The organism is Nostoc sp. DedQUE08 (genome assembly GCF_034530895.1).
GTDB lineage: Bacteria > Cyanobacteriota > Cyanobacteriia > Cyanobacteriales > Nostocaceae > Nostoc.
Map to the genome: position 1 here is coordinate 46,892 of NZ_JAVRCD010000025.1, position 23,822 is coordinate 70,713.

Annotated in this window: 18 protein-coding genes and 2 pseudogenes; 4 read left to right on the top strand and 16 right to left on the bottom strand. The window is 40.6% G+C overall.

From position 1 onward, the window contains the following. Positions 1–90: 90 nt before the first annotated feature. The 4 genes from RMY64_RS17965 to RMY64_RS17980 form a co-directional block, all read right to left on the bottom strand. Positions 91–339 carry a hypothetical protein gene (locus RMY64_RS17965; protein WP_322674867.1) on the bottom strand — a complete coding sequence of 83 codons (249 nt, stop codon included), beginning with the start codon at positions 337–339 and terminating at the stop codon, positions 91–93. Positions 340–932: 593 nt separating this feature from the next. After that, positions 933–2,114, bottom strand: coding sequence for a hypothetical protein (locus RMY64_RS17970; RefSeq protein WP_322700754.1), 1,182 nt, complete (start codon positions 2,112–2,114; stop codon positions 933–935). A gap of 273 nt (positions 2,115–2,387) precedes the next feature. Further along, entirely contained in the window at positions 2,388–2,636 is a 249-nt protein-coding gene (locus tag RMY64_RS17975; protein ID WP_322675641.1) for a helix-turn-helix transcriptional regulator, read from the bottom strand. 335 nt (positions 2,637–2,971) lie between these two features. Continuing rightward, on the bottom strand, positions 2,972–3,853 hold the full coding sequence (locus RMY64_RS17980) for a shikimate dehydrogenase (protein WP_322700755.1): 882 nt from the start codon (positions 3,851–3,853) through the stop codon (positions 2,972–2,974). A gap of 178 nt (positions 3,854–4,031) precedes the next feature. Between RMY64_RS17980 and RMY64_RS17985 the strand changes: the two genes are divergently transcribed. Beyond that, positions 4,032–4,967 (top strand): alpha/beta fold hydrolase, encoded by a 936-nt coding sequence (locus tag RMY64_RS17985; protein ID WP_322700756.1) that lies wholly within the window; start codon positions 4,032–4,034, stop codon positions 4,965–4,967. A gap of 107 nt (positions 4,968–5,074) precedes the next feature. On the opposite strand, the gene RMY64_RS17990 is transcribed toward RMY64_RS17985, so the two are convergent. The 8 genes and pseudogenes from RMY64_RS17990 to RMY64_RS18030 form a co-directional block, all read right to left on the bottom strand. Then, positions 5,075–7,711 (bottom strand): SMC family ATPase, encoded by a 2,637-nt coding sequence (locus RMY64_RS17990; protein ID WP_322700757.1) that lies wholly within the window; start codon positions 7,709–7,711, stop codon positions 5,075–5,077. 36 nt (positions 7,712–7,747) lie between these two features. Next, positions 7,748–8,101: an AAA family ATPase gene (locus RMY64_RS17995; RefSeq protein ID WP_322700758.1), complete on the bottom strand. Its 354-nt coding sequence runs from the start codon at positions 8,099–8,101 to the stop codon at positions 7,748–7,750. Then, a complete protein-coding gene (locus tag RMY64_RS18000) occupies positions 8,088–8,540 on the bottom strand; it encodes an exonuclease SbcCD subunit D C-terminal domain-containing protein (protein ID WP_322700777.1) in 453 nt (150 codons plus the stop codon). The genes RMY64_RS17995 and RMY64_RS18000 overlap by 14 nt, the downstream gene beginning before the upstream one ends. Beyond that, positions 8,520–9,269 (bottom strand): annotated as a pseudogene (locus RMY64_RS18005) (metallophosphoesterase family protein); the annotation flags it as partial. The pseudogene RMY64_RS18005 and the gene RMY64_RS18000, both read right to left, overlap by 21 nt. An 8-nt stretch (positions 9,270–9,277) precedes the next feature. Next, positions 9,278–11,044 carry an ATP-binding protein gene (locus RMY64_RS18015; RefSeq protein ID WP_322683670.1) on the bottom strand — a complete coding sequence of 589 codons (1,767 nt, stop codon included), beginning with the start codon at positions 11,042–11,044 and terminating at the stop codon, positions 9,278–9,280. Then, positions 11,041–12,069 carry a hypothetical protein gene (locus RMY64_RS18020; RefSeq protein WP_322683669.1) on the bottom strand — a complete coding sequence of 343 codons (1,029 nt, stop codon included), beginning with the start codon at positions 12,067–12,069 and terminating at the stop codon, positions 11,041–11,043. Before RMY64_RS18020 ends, RMY64_RS18015 begins: the two co-directional genes overlap by 4 nt. Positions 12,070–12,289: 220 nt before the next feature. Continuing rightward, on the bottom strand, positions 12,290–13,009 hold the full coding sequence (locus RMY64_RS18025) for a hypothetical protein (protein ID WP_322670180.1): 720 nt from the start codon (positions 13,007–13,009) through the stop codon (positions 12,290–12,292). Between the two features lie 640 nt (positions 13,010–13,649). Further along, positions 13,650–14,163: pseudogene (locus RMY64_RS18030) on the bottom strand (aldo/keto reductase); the annotation flags it as partial. A 71-nt stretch (positions 14,164–14,234) separates the two neighbouring features. Here RMY64_RS18030 and RMY64_RS18035 point away from each other — a divergent pair. Both RMY64_RS18035 and RMY64_RS18040 read left to right on the top strand, forming a co-directional pair. Continuing rightward, complete coding sequence (locus tag RMY64_RS18035; protein ID WP_322700760.1) at positions 14,235–14,834, top strand: DUF1802 family protein; 600 nt, start codon at positions 14,235–14,237, stop codon at positions 14,832–14,834. A gap of 616 nt (positions 14,835–15,450) precedes the next feature. Continuing rightward, a complete protein-coding gene (locus tag RMY64_RS18040; RefSeq protein WP_292785151.1) occupies positions 15,451–15,714 on the top strand; it encodes a hypothetical protein in 264 nt (87 codons plus the stop codon). Between the two features lie 47 nt (positions 15,715–15,761). Here RMY64_RS18040 and ggt read toward each other — a convergent pair whose 3' ends face one another. Then, complete coding sequence (gene ggt, locus RMY64_RS18045) at positions 15,762–17,525, bottom strand: gamma-glutamyltransferase (RefSeq protein ID WP_322700761.1); 1,764 nt, start codon at positions 17,523–17,525, stop codon at positions 15,762–15,764. Positions 17,526–18,113: 588 nt separating this feature from the next. On the opposite strand from ggt, the gene RMY64_RS18050 reads away from it, so the two are divergent. Next, positions 18,114–21,077 carry a calcium-binding protein gene (locus RMY64_RS18050; RefSeq protein ID WP_322700762.1) on the top strand — a complete coding sequence of 988 codons (2,964 nt, stop codon included), beginning with the start codon at positions 18,114–18,116 and terminating at the stop codon, positions 21,075–21,077. Positions 21,078–21,246: 169 nt separating this feature from the next. On the opposite strand, the gene RMY64_RS18055 is transcribed toward RMY64_RS18050, so the two are convergent. The 3 genes from RMY64_RS18055 to RMY64_RS18065 form a co-directional block, all read right to left on the bottom strand. After that, positions 21,247–21,594 carry a hypothetical protein gene (locus tag RMY64_RS18055; RefSeq protein WP_322670176.1) on the bottom strand — a complete coding sequence of 116 codons (348 nt, stop codon included), beginning with the start codon at positions 21,592–21,594 and terminating at the stop codon, positions 21,247–21,249. A gap of 225 nt (positions 21,595–21,819) precedes the next feature. Then, positions 21,820–21,936, bottom strand: a complete 117-nt coding sequence (locus RMY64_RS36845) for an HPP family protein (RefSeq protein ID WP_416211784.1) — start codon at positions 21,934–21,936, stop codon at positions 21,820–21,822. Between the two features lie 56 nt (positions 21,937–21,992). Then, complete coding sequence (locus RMY64_RS18065) at positions 21,993–23,567, bottom strand: GMC family oxidoreductase (RefSeq protein WP_322700763.1); 1,575 nt, start codon at positions 23,565–23,567, stop codon at positions 21,993–21,995. Positions 23,568–23,822: the final 255 nt, after the last annotated feature.

Genomic DNA, 23,822 nt, shown 5'->3' on the forward strand with positions numbered 1-23,822 from the left:
GCTTACAGAATAGACTTCTTGTATAAATCAAATGTCCTCACCCTCAATCTCTCTTTGAAGCTGGGGAGATTACGTATCAAGCGCATATAATCATGAGCTTCTTATAGCGCGACGACTAGGACGCCCTTCGTCATCTACGAGGCAACCAGTACCAGAAGATGCTGTTGCTCTACTGGTACCGTAGTAGCCTTTATCTACGAGTATCACTCTTACCCCTTGAGCAGCAGCATTCCAAGTTGCCCAAGTTGCTGATGGATCGCCGCTTATGACTAGAACATCAGTCTCTAAATTCAGTTGCGAAGTCGAACTATTGCCTGACTCCGATTGATATGTATTCACGATTACATCTCCTAAAAAGTTTACTTGGCACTAAATTTTGAGTTTATTGGCTAACCCACCTAATTTTTCGGTATAATACGATAAGTACATAGTCTTACCGTATTATACAGTTATGAGATTTACATAAATTGTGCTAAAAAACAAGAGGCTATTAAAATTTATTGATATTACCTTGAATAAAATGCAGTCTGTGGCGAAAACTTTCTCAAAAAAATAAAGGACAAGAACTATACTTGTCCTCAATGGTTAAAATAATATATCCTGCATCGAATAAGAGTTAGATGAGACAGGGTAAAACTTTTAGCTTAATAGCCTGCTATGCAATTATCGTTAAGATATAAAGTACGTATTAGACTTTGGATAAAAAACTAACTTGTTGGCGTAAACTCTACGCCAACAAAAAACTAATAATTAATCTTGCGTATAGTTCAATACGCTTAGTTTAAGGGGTCTTGGTGTAGATAATTGGTCTTTCCAGACGCGATAAATCGCGTCTCTACATCCGGGTTTTGGGTTTATCTGAACTGTATTGGCTGATAGTTTTCTGCAAAAAAGAATTGAGCAACGATATTCTCTACAATCTAGTTGCTCTATTAAAACCTAACGAAATAAGTATTTGTTGGTAAAGTTTGGGCAGTTCCTACATTTGTAGCCAAGTCATTTTTTTTATTATCTGTTTTGATTACTGCAAACTTATCAGTAAATAGCAATACTTCACCATTTCCCGGTGTTACCCAAGCGTGGCGAGTCATTAGGTTTTTGGAGACAACTAAAAGAGATGCATCTCCACGGTAAGGCGAGATGGGTTTACCCATGAAGGTTTGATTATCTCTATTGGCGATCGCATAAGCAGCAGAAGAACCCACAAAAATTTTACTGCCATCTGAGTAAATAGTTTTAGGGAAATTGCTACTGCCGTCTCCCATCCCGGCAGTTGTAGGCTTTCTTGGAATACTTAGCTGTCCACGCTCGACAGTAAAATTAGTCAGATTAACAGTTCCTATATAAACCTTTGTCTCATCACGGGTTTGTGCAGCATTGGTATAGCTGTCTGTGGTAATCAAAGTCTTTGTTAATAAGTCTTTGCCATTCCACCTGTAGATTGAGTTACCCCCATAAACTGAACCAAGGACATAAAGCTTGTCTTCAACAATATGTAATCGGTTAAGTCTTGTGTCTGCCATATCGTGAGCAAGATCGGCAGAATTGTAGCCCCAAAGTTTGCCTTGGTTATTTCCTGCTAAATTTGCCAAAGCAAATATTTTTGCTCCATCGAAAACCATTCGGTAAAGAAAAGCTACCTGGACGGGAATACCTAACCTCTTTTGTTGCTGGTAGCCACTAGTATAGAGATACCCGTTTTTATACTCAAAATCCATTACCTCAGTTACGCCATAGCTCTGTTTGGCTTTAAAGTTGAGGTTTTTATCATAAATTGATAGAGTATTTGCAGACTGGTAAATAATCCAATCTTGCAAAAATTTTACCCGTGTCTTTGAATTAGCTTTGTTGCTAACTATTTTTTGCTTAGTTCCGTCAGTTTTTATTTTTACTAGTCCTGTTGGAACAGCTAAGACATAAGTTTTGCCGTCAATTGCTACTATGTCACGAGCATCATAATTAGAGTTTGGGATTAGTTTTTTCGTCCCATTACTTTCTACTTCCCATACACCTTCAGTATTGATAACCGCAACTTTGCTGCCGTTAGTGCAAGCTGCTCTTGGCGAAGAAATATTAAGATATGTAGCTAAAGCGGGGGTAGAGTAATCAAACATTGTACAGTCCTAGATAAGGTTGACTGAAAAGTATTGGCTGTTCAATTAAGAAAAAAATTTTGGGAGTTTTTGCGCGTTTTTAAGCTAAACTCGTCTTCAAAAGTGCAAAAAATATCGGCTACGGTAAACTCAAACTCAAAGGTTGAGTAATCCGCAGAATATGCATATCTGCAAACATCGCTAAAATTAGAATTGAATTGTTTGTGGTTATGTCGTAGCGATAACCTGTTAATTGGGGGAAAGTAACTTCAATTAAGCCTCTCTGGCTGCTTTCTAATTCGATAAATACTTCACCGACACTTTCTGCCCCAGCTCGCCCATCTCCTTTAACATCCCCTCAATCTTTTGCATAGCTAGAGATGAAGGCTTGGTATATTCTTTCTCCCAACGGTTTACCGTCGAATAAGTTATACCTAAAGATGCTGCAAACTGTTCTTGGGTAAGATCGGTTATGCCACGAAGTTCACGGATGAGCTTTCCAACTTGCGGTTGCTTGATTAGCAAAGGTTTCTTAATAGTCATTTAGCTAAGAACGCACCTGTTAATCTGGCGAGTGATATGTATTCCGCTACATCCTATTGGGGCTAATGCTAAATTGATAGGCGAAAATATACTAGAGTTTTTATACTTTCTTGGTTTGCTAACCAAGTAATTACACGTCCGTAGATACGTATTTCCTAATGAGATTTTTAAGGCAACACGCTTGGGTTAAGGGTTGTTGGTGTAGATAATTGGTCTTTTAAGACGCGATAAATCGCGTCTCTACATCTGGATTTTGTTGCTCATTTTGAACTGTATTGATTTTTAAGGAATCAATTACGCACCGAAATAAGCAAGTAGGAGTTCTATAGAACGTTTCATTTTCCCAAACCCAGGTGATTTTGTAATGCTTGACGCATCACTTCTACAGGCAAAGTTTCCTGCTGCAACCAGATTTTTAATGCTGCTACCCCTTGTTGAACTAGCATTTCTAATCCATCGATCGCAATTGCACCTTGTTTTTGTGCTTGCTGGAGAAATTGCGTTGGTTTAGGAATATATATTAAATCGTAAGCGATCGCACCCGTTGGTAAATTCGCAATTTCTTCTACATTCAAAGGCGATTCATCGACTTTGGGATACATCCCAATCGGAGTTGTATTTACCAGCAGATTTGCTTGAGGAATTAGTTCTGGTAATTTCTCCCATTGATGAACCTGGAATTTCTCAGCAAGGGGTGAATTGCTCCAACTATTGCGGAATTCTTCTAATTTCTGCATATTGCGCCCAACAACATGAATTTGGGCAAAACCTAACTGAGTACAACCTGCGACAACAGCTCTTGCTGCACCACCATTGCCTAAAATTACCGCTACTTTCTGACTCCAATCTTGTTTATATGTTGTCTGCAAAGGGGCAATAAATCCTTCTATATCTGTATTTGTGCCTACCCATTTGTTATTTTGGCGGCTAACAGTATTCACGGCTCCAATAGTTTGAGCCAGGGGTGTAATTTCTGAGAGTAGGGGAATGATTGCCTGTTTGTGAGGTATTGTCACACTAAAGCCGACAACCCCAACAGCAGCAAAACCTGCGATCGCCACCTCTAAATTCTGTGGTTCAATCGCAAAAGGCAGATAAACGTAATCTAATCCTAATTGTGCGATCGCTGCATTATGCATCACTGGCGACAGCGAATGCTCCACCGGATGCCCAATTACCCCTAGTAGCTTAGTTTTGCCTGTAATTTTTTTTGTCATTTGTCATTTGTCATTAGTCATTAATCATTAGTCATTTGTCATTGGGAAAGAGGAGGCAGAAGGCAGGAGTTCTTTAATTTTGAATTTTGAATTTTGAATTTTGAATTGATTGCTCCCCTGCCCCAATCCCCTCAGGTAGCCTACAATTATTAAAAGCTCCTTAACATTTCTTTAAATCATGCAGGCAACTACAGCCTCCTCTACAACTCCAATTCCTGGCAAATATTGGCAGTGGCGCGGGCACAACGTTTACTACGTGCGTGCGGGAGAGAAACAAACGCAACGTCCGCCTTTGCTTTTGGTACATGGATTTGGTGCTTCCACAGACCACTGGCGCAAGAATATCACAGGATTGTGTCAAGATTTTGAAGTATTTGCGATCGACCTTTTGGGATTCGGGCGATCGGCAAAACCAAAATTGCAGTATAGTGGCGACTTGTGGCGCGACCAACTCCATGATTTTATCAGCGAAGTGATTGGTGAAAAAGCAGTATTAGCAGGTAATTCTCTTGGTGGTTATGCTTGCTTATGTGTTGCAGCCCAACGTCCTGACAGTGCGGCTGGATTAGTGTTGCTCAATAGTGCTGGGCCTTTTAGCGAAAGCCAGATGACATCGGAACCGGAAGCTTTGCAAAGCGAAATTCAGCCACCCAAAAAACCCTCTTCTTTAGAGAAACTTCTGGGTGACTCAGTTAAATGGATTTTTCAACAACCTTTAGCTCAGTTTGTGTTATTTCAATATGTGCGACAACGTTGGGTAATTCGCCAAACCTTAGAAAAGGTATATCTTGATAAAAGTGCAGTTACAGATCAATTGGTAGAAGAAATTTCTCGCCCTGCTTTTGATCCGGGTGCGTTGGATGTATTTGTTTCAGTTTTTAGCAGTCCTCAAGGGGAAAAAGTTGATGTACTATTAAAGCAATTAACTTGTTCTCTGTTGATGTTATGGGGAGAAGCCGATCCGTGGATGAATGCTAGAGAACGTTCTCGAAAGTTTCGTCAATATTGCCCGGAATTGACAGAGCATTTTTTAACAGCAGGTCATTGTCCCCACGACGAAGTACCTGATAAAGTAAACCAACTTTTACACGATTGGGTTTTGTCTATTGACTAGGGAGATTAAATCTCATTAGAAAATGATGTTGAGAGACGCAATTTATTGCGTCTCTACTTGTAAATTTTTCTATCAAAAAGATAGTTAGATAAAAAAGAAAACTACCATTAAGCTGAAATCCCTGTTACAACAATCCGCGAGCCTTCTAAAAACTTTTCTACTTTGATTTGTGTTCCTAACTCCTCTCCCAAAGCGGGAACATGAGTAATTACGCCAACCAGTCTCTCTTGTTTTCCCAAAGACAGTAGAATATTTGAGACACTTTGCAGAGTTTCGGCATCTAATGTTCCAAATCCCTCATCTATAAACAGACTGCCTAACTTAGCTCCTCTAGACAACTTTTCTGAAAGTGCCAGAGCCAGTGATAAAGAAGTAGCAAAGGTTTCACCACCAGATAGTGTTTGCACTCGTCTCGATTCGCCACCACTCCAGTTATCTTCTACTTTATAGTCTTTTTTTTCGTATTTCAATGCATATCGCTGTTCTGTAAGTTCGAGCAGAAACACTGTTGCTTGTTCTACTAATTCTCGCTCAAAATGCTGGAGAATATAGTCTTGAAATCGATCCGATCTCAACTCTTTGGATAAAATTTTATATATTCCTAGCTCTTGTTGTTTGCTAGATAGTTGTGCTTGCAATTTCTCTACTTGCTCTTGCTGTTCTTCAGCTTTAGCAATCACAAGTTTTAAATCGTTGTATTCATCTTGTGCTTGTTTATATTTTTCTCCAGCATCAGCTACAATTTTTTCATACTGTGCAATTATTTCTGCCTTAGTAGTTCTGTCACCAATTGCATCAGTTTCTCGCTGAACGTTAGTTTGCAACTCAATTTTATTAGTCTTGTAATCTTCAATTTTTTGCTGCCATTGATTTTGTAATTCTGGATCTACTTTAGATTGTTGAAATATTTTTTCTGTAAAGTTTACAGATAGTAAACTAGTCTGCCATTCAGTTTCTAGGTGTTGTTTTTCAGTAGAAGCTAAATCAAAGTCTTTTCTTGCTTTGACATCACTTTGTTGAGCTTGCCGAAATTCATCGCGAGCAGTTTGATAGTTATGGGTTTGATGCTGAATACGATGCTCTAACTCTTGTTTATCTCGTTCTAGCTTTTGGAATAAATGATCGTAAGACTCACTTCCAGTAAGTTTGGATAGTTTGTCTGATATTTCCTGAAGTTGTGTTTTTTGACGTTCTACTTCATGTGCTGCATCTTGATGTTGGGTTTGCTTATCTGATAAATTACTTGTTGCAGACTTTAAATTTTGTTCGCTTACTTGAACTTCTGTAACTGTTTTCTCTTTATTTCTTAAACATTGTTGATACTTAGCGTCACTTTCATGTAATGCTTGGCGTTCCTGTTCAAGTACTTTAACTTTCCATTTGTCTGTTTTTAAGATAACAATAATTTGTTGTGTTTCTGCCTTCAGATCGGCTTCTTTTTTTGCTAATATTTGACGACATTCAATTTCTTGTTTTTTTAGATTATCCCTGATTGTTTCAACTTTAGTTTTAGTATCAGCAGCTTTTTGACGGATTTGTTCAGCAGCGCGATCACGTTTTTCTAGCGTTTCGATATTATCAGAAGATTCTAGTTGTGGTAATAAGTGGGCTTCTGGACAAACTCCACCACAAACTGGACAATCATCGTTAGTATGTAGCAATGCACGTAAAGCCGCAGCATAATTGTTTTGTCTAGCAGTATCTAATTCAACACGAGATTGCTCGCATTCTGCTTCAGATTTTTGGAAATTTAAAATAGCAGACAGATAATCAGACTCAGTGGTGATTAACTCTTGAGTAATTTGTTGTAGTTTGGTGCGATCGCTTTCAACTTGCTTTTGAACTCCTTCCCATTTAATTAGTAGAGGTGTAACTTGATTAAGCTGCTCTAATCTCTCACCACCAGAGGAATATAGAGACATTTCATTATTAACTCTAGTCAATATCTGATTTTTTTGCATTAATTCAGCTTCAGCTTTTTTGACAGCTTTATCAGCCTCAGTTAAAAGCTTGACTTTATCTGCTAATACTTCTTCTACCCTCTTTACTTCATTGTTAATTTGACGACGCTGTTGTTCATATATTTTGGCAGTAGTAAGAGCTTCTTCTCGCTGTTTTAGCTGAGGTGCAATTTCAGTGTGGTAGGCTTGTGCTTGATTGAATTTATCTTCTTGAATTTTAAAAGCTGATTGTTTCTCAATCAAAGCTTTGGCAGCAATCTCAACATCAGCATGAGTTTTGTCATATTGATTGCGAGCCAAATTGACTGATGTCCAGATGGCTGATAAGCGATCGCCAACTCGCGCTTGTTCTAATTGCTGTTTTAATTTACTTATGTTTATAGCTTGTTTATTTAATTCCTCAAGTTGCTCTTGCCAATCTGCTAAAGCTTTCAGATGTTGTAATAATTCTTTTTCTGCGGCTAAACCTGTTTGTGCTTTGGTAACTGCTTCATGTAATCTAAGTAATTCTTGTGAGAGAAACTCAGAGCGATCGCGTCGTTGAGAATTCAGTTCTAAATCTAATGAGAAATCCAGATTTTTTAGCTGTTCTTGAATTACGTTACATTCACCTTCAAGAAAGTTAGCTTGCTTCCCAGCCTGCGTACACATATCTGGAAAAATTTTTTCGTATCCAACCAGATTGCTTAAAATCTGACGCCGTTCAGTACTTTTACCTTTGAGGAACTCATCAAATTGACCTTGAGGAAGCAAAATAACTTTTGTAAAAGTTTCAAAATTCATTCCTAAAACTTTCTCGATAACGGCATTAATCTCTGCTTACTTTTGTTCTCCAAAAGGTTGAAACTCGCCATTTATCCGCTTTTCTAACTTAAAAGTAAGCTGGGACGTTCTAGTACGATATAACCATGAGCGAAAGACTAAAAACTCCGTTTCATTTACTAAAAAGCGAAATGATACCTGTAATTTTAAACTCCCCTGACTCAATAATTCTTTGGGTTGAGTTTTTCTTGCTACTTTCCCATATAATGCTAAAGTCATCGCATCGAGTAAAGATGATTTGCCTGCGCCTGTTGGGCCAGTAATAGCGAATACTTCCAACTTCTCAAAGTTAATCTTTGTCTGATTGCGAAAACTGGTAAAACCTTCTAAAGTCAGTTCAAGCGGTCGCATCTTGGTTTTCCTTAATTTCCTTGTATAGTTCTTCAAATTTTGCTACAACGGCAAGAGGAGGCGTTGTGTTTAATTCTTCTTGGAAGTAGCGTTTAAATTCTTCCACTGGATCGAACTCTTCGCGATTTACAGATTTTTCTTGCTTTGATTCCACTTCTGGAAAACGTGGCTCAATTTGCAGCACTTTATCGCCACAAATTTTCCGAATTTTGTCAGCTAACCCCATTTGAGGTGTTTGCAAGTTGATAATTACCTTCAGATAGCCTGGGTGATTGCGTTGTGGTTCTAGTTTTTCTTCATAATTGCTCAATTCACATTCGACTATGTTCAAAGGTTTTTGACAGGGGATAGATATAAACTCTGGTTTTTTGGCGGGAGAACCAAGTTCAACATCAATCAGATAAAATCCCTTATCTTCTTCAGCTTCGCCAAAGTCCACTTGAATCAAAGAACCTGAATAGTAAGTAGGAGCTGCAATTGGAATTTCTTGAGATTTATGGATGTGTCCGAGAGCTATATACTGAGCTTCAGCGGGTAGGCTTTGTCCAGCCAAGGCGTAGGTTTCTTTGGTGTGATGACGGGCTTCGGAGTTAGCTAACCTAGCACCATCGATAGTCAGGTGAGCCATGAGGATATTAACGCTATCATCTTGAAAGCCGCCAGCTAAATTTTTGAGCAAGTAGTCTACCCTGTCTCTGTAGTGCTGTATTTGCTGCAATTCATCCATTGTCCAGAGATTTTCAACTGTCAATAGTCGCCGTTCTGAAGCAAAAGGCATTGCAGCTACACGCAATTTGCCATTGAGCGTTTCTTGGGTAATCAAACCTCCTTGGTTGACGCGACGAGGTTTCCCTAAAATCTGCACGCCAGCTAAAGACAAGAGATTAGCGATCCCATCAAAGCGGGAAGCAGAATCGTGATTACCTGCGATCGCAATTGCTGGGATTTTGGCATTTCGCAACCCCTCAAAAAACTGATACGCAACTCATTCAGCATCAGATGGAGGATTAGGAGTTTCAAAAATATCGCCTGCGATTAACACCGCATCAACTTCTAATTCTTTGGCTTGTCGTAAAAGTTCCTGAAGAGCAAATTCAATTTCCGGGGTACGATCCTTGCCTTTGAGGTGACGCCCCAAATGCCAGTCAGATGTATGAATTAAACGCACAATTCCTCCTAAAAACGGTCAATATCAGCTTCGATGCTGGTAATTTCTGCTTGGCTTAAAAACACTTCTTCTTTGCGAGTGGCGTAAGCGGGGAAGGGGAAGTTAACTAAAATTGGGGCGGGGACTTCTGGTTGATGCACAAACATTGTGCCAGATTTTAGAAATAAAGCTCGCTTGCGACAAGAACCCGTCAGAAAGTTGTATTCTGGACGTTCTGCTTCTGCTGAATCTAATCTCCCGACAACACGAATAGCCGCTTGTCCCACAACGCGCCGTTCGACTTCTGAGGCTGTTTGCTGGGCACCAATTAAGATAATTCCTAGCGATCGCCCGCGTTCTGCAATGTCTACCAGTAAATCTTTAATCGGGCTACGTCCATCACGAGGCGCGTATTTGTTCAACTCATCAAGGACAATAAAAACAACAGGTTCTCTTCCTTGCTTCTCTTTTTGAAAAAATAGCTTTTGTAGTAAAACACCCACAACAAATTTTTGAGCACGGGCACTGAGTTTGTGGATATCAGTGACAGTCAGTTGAGCATCTGAAGCTATTGGATTGAGTTGGTATTTAGCAACTTCATCTGGTGATAAATCACCGCGAATTAAATGGCTAACTTCACTACTGATACCGTACAAACGCCGAATCATTGCTTCTGCTGTAGCTGGGACATTTCGTCCTAACCAACGCCTATTTTCTTCTCTATCTTCATCGTTAAGCAGTTTGTCTTCTAAAAAGTCAATTAATTCTCTAAATGTCTTAATCTTTGTTTTATTCTCTTCTCCAAAGGCTTCTACTTCTAAATGAGCTTGGACTTTGCGCCGACTGTTGCGATCGTTCTGGTCATTTTCTTCTGCTACCCGTGCTAATCGTTCTTCTACCGTCGTCACTAAATAGGATAAATTTCCTCGGTCTAAATCTTCACCAGTAAACAAAAACCGAAACAGGCGATCGCGGCACAGTTCCCGAATACTCCACAAATAAACTGATATCCCTTCAGAACGCTGTTCTAAGTCAGAGTCAACAGTCCGAGAATCTCTTTTTGGCGCAGCCCGAAAACTTGCACTTTTAAAAGGTTGTACTGGCAATTTTAAAATTTCATATTTATTTTTATCTTTTTCTTTTCCTGAATTACCATAAATTTGATTCAGCTTGTCTAAAAAGAATAAATCTTCACCCTTAACATTGAAAATCAGTGCTTTCGTATTAGCTTTGTAAGAACCTAAAGCCGGAGAATTGAAAATTGAATATAGTAAAAACAAAGCGTAAGATGTTTTAGTAGCCACACCAGAAACACCAGAGATATTTACATGAGCGCCTTTTTCACCATTGATAAATGAGTAGTTAAAATAAGCCGCATTGCCGTTATTCATAATACCAGCCGGAATTGGGGTATCCATGCTGTCAAAATATAATGCCGATGCTAACTGCTTATCTACAGCTAGGCGAACCGGATCGCCCGGTTGTGGAGGTAAATACTCTTCTGGCTCAATTCTTGTGACTTGGACGTGAGCAGTGTAAGAAATATTTATTGGTAAAATACCTTCTTTGGCAACTAAAAAAGTATCAGTATCAAACTGCGCTCCTTCGTATTGAGTGCGAACATAGTCTACCACACCGTAAAAACGCACAATTCCCGCACCATCAGGACGTTGAGTTTGCACCTCTACAACATCATCTAGCCGTAAAACTTTTTTGACATCCACTGCAATCCAAAATTCCAAAGGAGTAGCTTCTTGAGTACCAAGTACAAAACCGATTGGTTCAGAAGATATCATTTATTACCTCCAAAAGATGCCAGAAAACATTGCAGCCGCCGCTTAATTAGTATTGCATCACCCATTCTTCTGCCTAATTCCCGTTCCAAAGCGCTAACAGGTGCGAGGTTTTGTGGCGCGCGCGGATCTCGTGATGGATGGGAAGCATAATTGGGAATTAAATAGCAAGTTTGATTGGCTATTTCTTGAGCTTTTTCAATGTCAATTTTGCTAGATAATTCCAGGCGCACAATACCATGTAAATCGTGGTAGCCGAGTTGTTGTGGGGAATGTTGATAATTACCAGATTTTAAATACCATGAGTATTGCAATCTATCTTTAATATTAAAAATAGGCGTGCGTTGTCCTGGTAATAATTTCCACAGAAGGGCAGCATATTTTTCAGACAAGTATTGTTTATGCATTGTCTTAATGTAGCCCAAGGTAAAAGTTGGAGATTCATATCGTAATGCTCCATCTCGAATTACCAAAGTATTCGTATCTTTTATATCTAGTTTGCTTACTAGCTGTTCTTCTGCGGCTAGCATGGCATTTTGAACAATTGCACTTCGAGCTTCAGGAGTATTTGGTTGATTGCTTTTAATTGCTTTGTAGAGTAATTCTGCTTTACTTCCTAAAGGACAAGGGATGGATGTTGATACAGCCTCTTGCTCACCGCCAAAACCCAAAACTCGACGAACATCAATTTCAATGCAACTCGCCTTGGGAATAGTTTTATCTACTACCACCGCACCCACAGCAATTGTTCCAAACACACCGTATATTATGGTGTTGCCATTGCCACCAACGAGTCCAGCATCCAGGCGACGACGCCCATCAATAAAGATAAGGCGATTAGGTAGCGATCGCGGTTCAGGCGACTGAAAACATTCCCAATTCTCAGTCTCTACTGTCGGGTTAACATCGCTTTCAGAGAGCGAAAGTTCATCACTGATTTGAATTGGCGGCTCATAGTCATTCCCCCAAGGCTCCAAGCGAAAATTATGCGAGCGCCAGAAGTTACTTACATAGTTCTCCTCAGACATTACCTTGTGTTTTGCGTCGTAAATTATATGTTTTCAATGTTACTCGTAATCTACGAATAATTGTCAAGTTTATGGATTAGTTTTGGCAATTTTTGTTGATGGCTATCAAAATATGAACGAATCCACCTGTAGAAAAGGCGATCGCTAAAGAGCAAAGGAATTTTAGCGGTTCATTACCAGCTAAAATTTGCCCTGTCAAGTTTAAAATACACTTATTTAATTATTTAAAAACGTAAGATTTAATTTCTTGCTCTATTTGGTCACTAATAATCTCAGTTCCCATACCGATTTTATCGAGGTTAACCCTCACAAAATTTGTTTTATCTTCTTTTGTAAACTTTTTATCATTATCCGAGTCTTTAAGAATTTTTAGAAAAATTGCATTTTGACCTGGAACAACAACCCAACTGATGATTCGAGTATTATTTGGGGTAATTTGCTGGAGGTTCTTACCTGATATATCAGAAAGATAGCCAATAGTAGCATCTTCGCTATTAAGTTTTTTATCTATATTTGTATCTTGGTCAATGATTTTATATAACCAAACTCTTGTATTAGGCTTGTTAGCCGCTTTTACTTCCAATAAATCGAAGGAAGCGACAATGGCTTTTTTATTTAATAAAAGATGAGCTTCACCACCTTGCTTTTGATAAAAGATGATGTTATACAATTGATTATTTCTTTCCTTTTCATAAGAACGTGAAAGGTTTAAATCAACTCCTTTATCTTCATTCTGTTCTGCAAGACTAACAGGAATCATTAGATAATCTGATTGTTCTTTAATAATTAAATCGCCATAGATAAGATTTTGTTCTGGCTTCGGTTTCTCAGTTGCTTTTGCCTGTTCTGCATTTTTACTAACAGAAGATTTACAAGAAAAAGAAAGTGCAGCTACAATCATAATTGTAGTAATCTTAGTTAAAAAGCGATAATTTTTCATCAAATTTTCCTCGCAGGATATGTTGCTGTCTTATTTTATTCGCTGCTGGAAAATTAGCTAGAGTCCAATACGCTTTAATACAGTTCAGCTAAGACTAAAAATTATACTGATGTAGGTTGGGTTTATCTGTCGCTCAACCCAACAAAGCCCCACCCATAATCTCTGCCGTACTGAGAAAATCATATTACAATAAAATGCCAAAAACCTGGTCGAGGTTGACCAGGTTTTATCGAGTTTACAGATTTCAAATTTTAAACTGATTAACTAACTGAAGGTTAATAACTAGGGTGGACTAAAAAAACTAACAAACTCAGCATTCTTGCGTTTTTCCGCTTTAGGATTTGGCTTTGCCTTCTACATTAGGCTTTTTGCCACTTTTATCACATTTGATATGCTGAAATTTGCTTGGGCTGATGACGAGGGGACACTAAGTCATTGACCCTTTTGTTTGGTTTATTTTGTTTTGTGTCCTACTATCTAAATTATCACTTACATTTGTGAGTTGCAACCCTTGGTTTACGAAAGTTGATGTTTTGTTAGATTTTGCAATCTAGCCCATAAATTTGATCCCCAACTCTCTTTTGAAGAAAGTTAAAGGGATCTTAGATAGATTAAGCATCGCAACAAAACTACATTGTCATCAATTCCACATAATCTGATTGTCATCCAGACGATCGGTGACAATACTGCTAATGGCATCAATTTCTGCCAATTCGGCTGTAGAAAGCTTGATTTGGGCGGCTAATGCATTTGGCGACAAGCCGCTATGACGCGTCTGTGCGTTTGTTTGAGGTTGATCAATTAATCAGGCTAAAGCTAACTGAACAAGGGTACAATTATTAAGAAGAGTTATAGGACGCAGTTTTTCTAGTGCTTGTTAGGCAAGTTCAAAGTTTCGCCTTGAAACAGTTTATTTTTAGCACGGTTATCTATTGGGTCAAATTTATGACTGAGAGCAAATCTCCTGTTAACAACCCCTGTACTAAAGGCGAATAAGCAAGGATAGAAATATTGTTTTCGATACAATAGGGCAATGCATCTTGTTCTACCTGTCTCCAGAATAAAGAATAGGGTGGTTGTAAACTATCAATACGTCTATAACTTGCTGTTTTTGCTAACTGGACGCCAGAAAAATTGGAAACACCGATCGCTTTCCTAATTTATTGCCTTGGATAGGTTCACACTTTATCAGTCTTAGCTTCAAATTAAATCAGAGTTACAGTAGATGCCGATGGAATTGACTACAACTTTTCATGCTCTCAAAGAATGGGCAGTTGCCATAAATGCCTTGGAAAGTGGCAAAACAATTATGTTGCTCCGCAAAGGCGGTATCCACGAACGAAATGGACATTTCCAAGTTGCTCACAAGCAAATTCTGCTTTATCCTACTTATGAACATCAACAAGCTTTCATGCTGAAAGCTGAATATGCCAATAACGTCTATCCAGTAACATCAGGCTGGCATCCTGAAACAGTTCGCATTGGTAGTTGGGCTGAAATTACAGATATTTTGCCCTGTAGTGACGAATCTATTGTCAACAACTTACTTCCCTTCCATATTTGGAACGAGCATTTTATTAGCGATCGCCTCAAATGGAAGGCACGTCAGCCCCTTTATATCCTCCTCCTACGGACATATAAACTACCGCTTGAGCAAGAAATTCCCTATTACGCCAAATACGCTGGCTGCAAGTCATGGATTGATTTAGATCGAGAAATTCAGTTGCAAACAGCACAACCAGTTTTATCTAACTTTGCATACAGCCAACTAGTAGAGACAATTCGCGAAATTGTCGGCGATAAGTTGTATGCTCCATCCTTCTAATAACCCAACTTGTTTGCTCAAATCCCCGACTTTTTAAAAAGTCGGGGATTTAAATTTAGCTTATAGATAAATACGAAATTGTTTCTCGTCATCAAACGGAAGATTGTATACAACCAACATCAAAATAGATTTTATATTGTTTGCTCAAAGTGTTTAATCAACGATTTATAACTAATACTAATTCAATTAATGATTGCAACACATCCTTGGGTAAAGACGCGATGAATCGCGTCTCTACAAATGGTCTATTTGTCGCATTCTTTTTTCAAATTGGTATAACTTCTAGAATCTGCGCTTATATATCTCAGCAGAAAAACAAATAGTCTAATTCCGAGCCTCAGCCAAAATAGTAGTGATTGTTACACACGATCGCAAAAAACGCGGATAACATGAGAAAAATCTCACCCAATAAACAAGGTGAGCCAAGGCTGTTTATCTTTATGTCCCGTTAGCAGCTGTCTTCCAGGCTATAAGTTATTAAGCAATTATCTCGCAGTGGATAGAACTTAATTACATTTTGTCTAAAGTACTAGGCAAAAATTATCCCCAAGGGTGATAATTAGCTTGACAAAGATAAGCTATTATGCATCATTAGCTAAAAGCAAAGGAGTTTGCAATGCATCGACAAATGTGCTGGTTATCTAAGTCTGGTGGCGATGGAGAGAAAATTTTGTATTTGCAGACAGAACCCAATCAACCTTGGCGTCCTTACACAGCTTTTGGACATTTTGCAGTCCCAGATTATCAAATACCAGGTGGCTCTAAAGGTTGGGCAACTTATCAAAAACTTTTGAAAGCAGGTTGGACACTAGTACCTAGCGCACGGGCAAACGAGTTTGGCAGCAGCAGCTACGCAGAGTCAACAATCCAAAATCAATAGTCATTTGTCATTTGTCATTAGTTATTTTTTGTGTCCCCGCGTCTTCCTCACAAACCTCTGGGGGAACCTTCGCCGCGAGGATCGGCGGCTCCTTCTAAAATTCCATCAGATGTAATAGCGATCGCGTTACCATTACCCCAAGGAGTAGTTTCCTTAATTTTGTGCCCCCGACGGCGTAAGTCTTGCAAAGTCAAAGCATCCAAGCCCCAAGATTCAACGCGCAACTCATCTGGCAGCCATTGATGATGTATGCGTGGAACAGAAATAGCCGCACCAACATCCATGTTGTATTCCAGCACATTCAGGATTACTTGCAAAACCTGGGTGATGATGGTGCTACCACCAGGCGCACCCGCCGCCATCCGAAAATGACCATTTTCTGTGACAATTGTAGGAGTCATACTGGATAGAGGAGTTTTGCGGGGTGCAATGCTGTTGGCATCGTTACCAACTAAACCAAAAGCATTAGGCACTCCTGGCGCAGCGGCAAAATCATCCATCTCATTGTTGAGAATAATTCCAGTTCCCGGTGTCACCACACCAGCACCAAAACTGAGATTAATGGTGAAAGTCAGACTGACGGCGTTGTGTTGTTCATCCACAACATTCAGATGAGTGGTTTGGAGAGATTCGTGCGGAAGACAAGGGGATGAAGGAAGACGCAGACATTTTGAATTTAAATCTCCTGGCTTGACTTCGGTGGAGGGTCGAGCCATTTGCATATTAATTTCTTGACGGCGTTTTTTGGCGTAAGCTGGACTGAGCAGTTCTTGTACGGGGACTTTGACAAAATCAGGATCGCCTAAATATTTTGAGCGATCGCTATAAGCAATTTTCATTGCCTCTACCATTAAATGTATCGCGTCTGGATGATGCCATCCCAAAGATTTTAGATCGGTGTCACCGATAATATTTAAAATCTGCAATAGGTGAACGCCTCCTGATGATGGTGGTGGCATTGAGCAGATTTTAGCTTTGCGGAAGTTGCCACAAACAGGAGTGCGCCAGATTGGTTTGTAGGCTTTCAGGTCTTCGAGAGAAATTAAACCACCATTTTTTACCATATCAGAAGCGATCGCGCGAGCAATACTTCCGGTGTAAAAACTTTGGGGATTTTCGGCAATTGCTGTTAAAGTGCGTGCCAAATCGCGCTGCACAAGTTTTTCCCTTGGTTGATAAAATTCACCATTGCGAGTGAAAATTTCTCGCGCTGCGGGATTCTTGAGAATTGCTTCCTGGCGCTGGTTCAGCCTTTCGGTTAGCACATTGCCAAGAATAAAGCCATCTTTAGCGAGTGCGATCGCAGGTTTCATCACCTCTTGCCAAGAAAGCTTACCATAGCGGCGATGCACCTCATAAAGTCCCGCCACCGTTCCTGGTGTCGCTACTGCCAAATAACCATTAATACTTGCATTCGGACGCACCTTTCCTGCTGCATCTAGATACATATTTTTTGTGGCTTTTAGGGGTGCGCGTTCGCGGAAATCTAACGCTTTCATCTCGCCAGTTTTCTCAGAGTGCATCAATAAAAATCCGCCGCCACCGATTCCGGCTGAAAAAGGCTCAACTACAGAAAGAGCAAAGGTTGTGGCTACAGCTGCATCCACTGCATTACCCCCTTTGCGTAACATCAAAATTCCCGCTTCACTTGCTAGGGGATGGGCTGAAACCACCATCCCCTTCTTGCTGCGTAGGGGTAAAGTTAAGGCAGCTGATGCAACTTGGCTGTAAACGAGGACGGTGAAAGAAAAGATTGCGATCGCAACTCGCTTGGGTTTAGCAACAGCAAGCTTTTTTATACCATTACTCATAAAGTATTATATATATTTAGCATCTTGGTGTACTTAATTTATCAGATTTTGATTACCATTGTTTGCGTAGCTTGCGGCCGTAGACATCACTTTCCTACCCCCATTATTTGAACGATTATGAATATGAAGAGTATGCAAAGATTTTTTTAAAAGATAGACATCTAAGTAAATATTCGGTATTTAGTTATTGTTGGGTTATTTTGATGTTTCCTATTTCCAGATAGAATTTTCAAAGGCGAGGCCTACGGCGGCAAGCTACGCTGATAACGAATTTATAAAGATTTCCTGTTTTGTGCTGTCTCAAGTGTCCCCTACCTATTTTGAAACTAGTAAGACTTATGCGTTGACAAACCAACTAAATTTTGTCCAGTGCTTAAGACTTAGATAGTCCTTAATACTCGGATAGTAATGTTTGCCAGTGAATTAAAAAGGAAGTCTTTAATGAACAATTTGCGACTCTATCTAAAGACTGAATAAGGTATGCCGAAAGCTTCAACTTTTGGCAGATTATTTGTGCCATCAAACAGCATTAACTCGATTATTGACAACTAAAGTTACTCCAAAAATCGATCCAGGTAGGAAAAACTTATGGCAATTATCATTGGAACCAGCGGTAACGACACCCTACAGGGCACTTTAGATTACTACGATAACTACGACACTCTAACTGGTGGCGGTGGCAACGATATATTTCTTTACGGCGGCTCAAACTACATTAATACGATCCCCGATTTCGGTGGAGTAGGTAAAGGAATAAACCCCACAGCAGCAGTCATTGCCGAAGTAGATATCCTAAGTTTCCAGAACTACAGTGGCTTCACTGCTCAAAACTTGCTCCTCACCCAGAATGGCACAAGTTTGTCAATCAACTTTCAAGGGTTTGGTAATACCGGATTTATCCTGGAAAATTTTGCCCTGTCCAACCTTGATAACCTCAGCAAATCTACTGGAGCCACTGTAGATTTGGGCAATATTCTGTTTTATGGGCAAACTACCATCACCGACAGCTTTGATGTCTTCGATGCTAACTCCACTCAAAGCACTGTCTTTAAAAAAAATACAGTCACCTTCCTAAACGACCTAGACAACAATGTTAGTGGATTTGACAATTCAAATGATGTCATCAATGGTCAAGGGGGTGATGACATTATTCAAGGCTTAAGTGGCAATGATATTTTGAGGGGTGGTGCAGGCAATAATACCCTCAACGGTGGTGTTGGTGACGATACTCTGTATGCTGACTCTCCCTCAAGCAATAATCTGTTTAATGGTGGCGATGGCAATGATTTTCTCTTCGCCTCTGGCAGCTACAAGTACTATTCCTACGCACCAGACTACGACGATCGCTCTTTAGGCAATAATACCCTCAACGGTGGTGCTGGTGATGATACTTTAAATGCTAGCGGTTCATTTGGCGATAACCTCTTAGATGGAGGCGACGGCAATGATTCTCTCTCCATCTCTGGGAGTGGAAGCAGTGGGGAGTATTCAGCGTCTATCTCTGGCTCAGAAGGCGATAACACCCTCAAAGGTGGTGCTGGTGATGATACCTTGAGCGCTAGTGGATCGTCAGGCGATAACCTGCTTTTTGGAGCCGATGGCAATGATTTTCTAGACATTTCTGGCTATGTTTACCAATATTCGGACTCCTACTTCGGCTCTCGGTCATCTGGCAAGAACCTGCTTTCTGGAGGCGATGGCAATGATACTCTAACAGCCTCTGGTGCCACTGGTAATAACACCCTCAACGGTGGTAATGGCGATGATAGCCTGACAGGCGGTGGTGGTAAAGATAGCCTCACAGGCGGCGGTGGTAAGGATAAATTTGTTTACAAAGGCTTAATCGGAGACAACACGAATGGCGTAAGAAGCACAGACCCGATTAATACTGGCACTTATACAATCGCCGATTTTACTGGAGTAGGTGAAGGAATAAACCCGACAGCAGCAGTCATTGCCGAAGTGGATACTTTGATATTCCAGGACAATAGTGGTTTCACTGCCAAAAATTTGCTTCTTACCCAGAATGGCACAAGTTTAGAAATCAGCTTTCAAGGGTATGGTGATGCCAGATTCATCCTGGAAAACTTTGCTCTGGAAAACTTGGATAACCTCACAAAATCTACTGGAGCGACTGTAGATTTGGGCAATATTCTGTTTTATGGGCAAACTGCGATCGCTGACAGCTTTGATGTCTTCGATGCCAACTTCACCCAAAACACTGTCTTTAAAAAAAATACAGTCACCTTCCTAAACGACCTAGACAACAATGTTAGTGGATTTGACAATTCAAATGATGTCATCAATGGTCAAGGGGGTGATGACATTATTCAAGGCTTAAGTGGCAATGATATTTTGAGGGGTGGCGATGGCAATGATACTCTCAATGGGGGCGATGGCAATGATACTCTCGATGGTGGCGATCGCAATAATATCCTCAATGGTGGCAATGGCGATGATTCCTTTAATTTCGGCTCCCTATCGACGTTAGTAACTCAAACAGTAGACGGGGGAACAGGTAACGACTTTTTGTCTTTGAGTTATAGCAGTGCTACCACCGGAATTACTTCGACTTTCAACCCTACTAATAACACTGTAGTAATTTCGACGACGCCGGACACAACAGTGTTTAGCTACAAGAATATCGAACAATTAAATATCACAGGTACAAACTACGATGATTATCTAATCGGAAGCAATGGTAATGATACGCTCCGCTCAGGCAATGGTAACGATACAATAGATGGCGGCGCTGGTGAAGATTTCTTAGATATTAGTCTTTCAACAGGGGATCACCTCCTCAATGGAGGCGATGGTAACGATTCTTTAAAGGTCTTGAGTTACATTCAAGATGAATTCGGAAATTACGTTCAGGGTAGCGTATCTGGCAATAACACTCTCAACGGTGGTGTTGGTGACGATACATTAAATGTTAGCAGTTCAACAGGCAATAATCTATTAGATGGGGGCGACGGTAATGATTCCCTGATCGCCTCTTATACCTCAGGTAATAACACCCTCAACGGTGGTGTTGGTAACGATACATTAGATGTCAGCAGTTCAAATGCCAACATATTAGATGGGGGCGATGGTAATGATTCCCTGATCGCCTCTGGTGCGACTGGTAATAACACCGTCATAGGTGGTAATGGTGATGATACTCTCACAGGTGGCAGTGGCGATGGTATCCTCATCGGTGGCAAGGGTAACGATCGCCTCTTTGGAGAAGGTGGTACTGATACCTTTGTTTTCAATAGTTTCGATGAAGGTCTCGATTTGATACGTGATTTCGGTGCCGTTAATGAACCGAATGAAATAATTCAGGTGTCGGCTGCTGGTTTTGGTGGCGGTTTATCAGCAGGTGTACTTAAAGCAAGTCAGTTTACACTTGGAGAATCCGCAACTACTAGTAGCCAGCGATTTATTTATAACTCCACTACAGGTGCATTGTTCTTTGACTCTGATGGTAGTGCAGGCGCATTTACTCAGGTACAATTTGCCGGATTATCTCCTGGGTTGTCACTAACGAACAATAATTTTGTGGTTGTTTAATCGTTATCCTCGATGTAATTGAACGTGAGTTCGATGAACCTCTCCCACGGGGAAAGGGAGGAGCAACGAGATAATTAGGGTTTTGGCTTTCATCTGGGTGTCCAAGAGGGGTTGGGGGAGAGGTCAAAAAAGGGCTTGTCGAACTCATTCTCTAGCAAACTTTGCGGTTCTAGATTTTTTCCCCTTGAGGTTTTGATAGTGCTTGTAGTTCTTCCCAACTATAGTGACTAGGTAATTCAATTGGTTTGCGATCTGCTCCTAATCCTAAGCTTACTGTCGGCTGGAGTTCTTCAATGAATTGCTCGGTGTATCCTGCCAGTTCATTGGCTGCAACTCCAAGTGCGATCGCACCTGCAACGCCACCAATTGCAGCACCAACCTTACCACCAATTGAGCGGCCTAGTGCGGCTCCGGCAATTCCGCCTCCAGCTGCTCCCAATCCTGTTGCAATAGGATGAGTATTTGGGGGCGTTTGATTTTCATGTTCTTGGTTAGAAGTAGAGTGTTCTTCGTTCATAATCTGTTTCTCCTTGAAACTATAATCCAGTATGAAACTACTTCTGGCTCAGGTGTGCCAGAAGCCACGGAGCGAAGCGTTGTAATCCAACTAACAGGGCAGTGATGCCTACAGACAGCCCAAACAAAACTAGGTTATTTTCATTAGGACTTACGCAAAAACTCTCTGAAACTCTTGTTCCTTTGCCTCCTTTGCGGTTCGTTTTTTCATGATTTTGCGTAAGTCCTATTCATTGCCAGCTTTTAAAGCAAAGCTTAAGGATGTAGAAACGGCTGGAGGATGCATCACATCTAACAGGATCATCAGCACAATGGTAACGATCGTTGCGGTTCCACCAGACACATAACCCGAACCTAACAGTCCTTCAGCTATGCGTTAGCGCACCCTCTGGGATCTTGCTACGCGCAGCGTGCTGCAAGCAGATCGCCAACACGCAATGCATTCGCCATAATCGTCAGTGTAGGGTTAACTCCCGAATTTGACGGAAAGAAACTACTATCTACAACATAAAGATTCTCGACATCATGAGTACGGCAATTGAGATCCAGGACTGAGGTTTTAGGATCTGTGCCAAATCGACAACTACCGCATTGATGAGCAACTGCTTGTTCTGGTATATGAGTGCGGGGATAAATGCTAAATGGCAAGACGTGTTTAGCAGAACCAGGGATTGATTTGAGTACAGATGTCCATCGGTGAATTAAGCGATCGCTTGCTTCAATATTATTCAATGTATAGTCAACATGAATCTTGTCGCCTACCACCCGAATCTGATTATTCGGGTCTGGTAAATCCTCTGTTTGCAACCACCAGCCAACCGATCGCTCGGCCAGCAAATGGCGCTCAAAATGAGGAATCAGCTTGACAAATGGAGCCATCAGTGGCGGTGCTTCTCCGGGAATCATATCAGCTAGGACATTACCTGTATTCTGCACCATGCCCATCGGATAAGGGAAATCCGGCTCTCCCCAGTAAAAATCATTGACAGCGATCGTTTTTTGAAAGTTGGCGTGATTCACCTCTAGATGTATGGAAACTATGGCTGTTTCCAACTGTTTCATGAAATTCCGCCCCACTTGATCGGAACTATTTGCTAATCCGTTGGGATGTTTGTCATTAGCAGAGCGTAACAGCAAAGCCGCTGAGTTGACAGAACCACAGGCAACAACCACAATATCGCTTGTGAACCAATGTTGCTCTCCTGCAATTTCAGTTTCTACCTTCGTCACTTCTCGCCCCGACTCACTGGTATGCAGCCGCAAGACTTTGGCATTAGTTAAGAGAGTAACATTGGTATACTTTTCACGAGTCGGACGAATGGCGTTGACATCAGCATCAGCTTTTGCATGTACGAGACAAGGGTATCCATCAAAAGTATCGCAGCGAATGCAGCGACTCTTGGTGCGATCGCTTTCATTGAGCTTTAATCCTAGTGGTAAATGAAATGGGTAATAACCTAGTTCCCGAATGCCATCAGCAAGGGACTGCATATCTGGCTCATGACTCACTGGCGGATAGGGATATGGTTCGCTGCGAGGTGGTTCGGTGGGGTCTTCTCCTTCCTGTCCATGCACGTCATACAGCTTTTCTGCTTGGGTGTAGTATGGCTCAAAGTCTTGATACTTCAAAGGCCATTCTGGAGAAATTCCTCCTTTATGAATTACCCTTTCAAAATCTCGCTCCCGGAATCGAATTAGGGCTGCACCGTAGAGTTTGGTATTGCCACCAACCCAGTAGCCTGTCTGAGGTTGAAAGGCTTTACCTTCTTTGTCATACCATTCTTCATGTGTATGGTAACGATGTTTTTGATAGACTTCCTCTGGATTCCAGTTAGCTTTCTCTCTCGGTAAAAAGTCGCCTCTTTCCAGTACTAGAATTTTTTTACCTGTGGGTGCAAGGCGGTGGGCTAATGTACCTCCACCGGCTCCTGTACCGATAATAATGATGTCGTAATGTTCTGTGATACTAGTCATAATTGATAATTAGTAATTTCATATTAATTACGGTTTAATTTATTTGATGCCACAAAGTAATTTGGCAATATTTTAAGTTAATTTATAAGTTTTATCAAAATTTAAATAGCTCTAAAGACAGATTCTTATGCTTAGACTAAAGCTTTAACTACAATCTTGCTTCTTTCTAATGGGTTAATATTTATTTATGTCTAAAGACAGGTTAATATTTCATTTTAATTTCATTTTTTCTTTCTATTATGTGAATTAGCCATA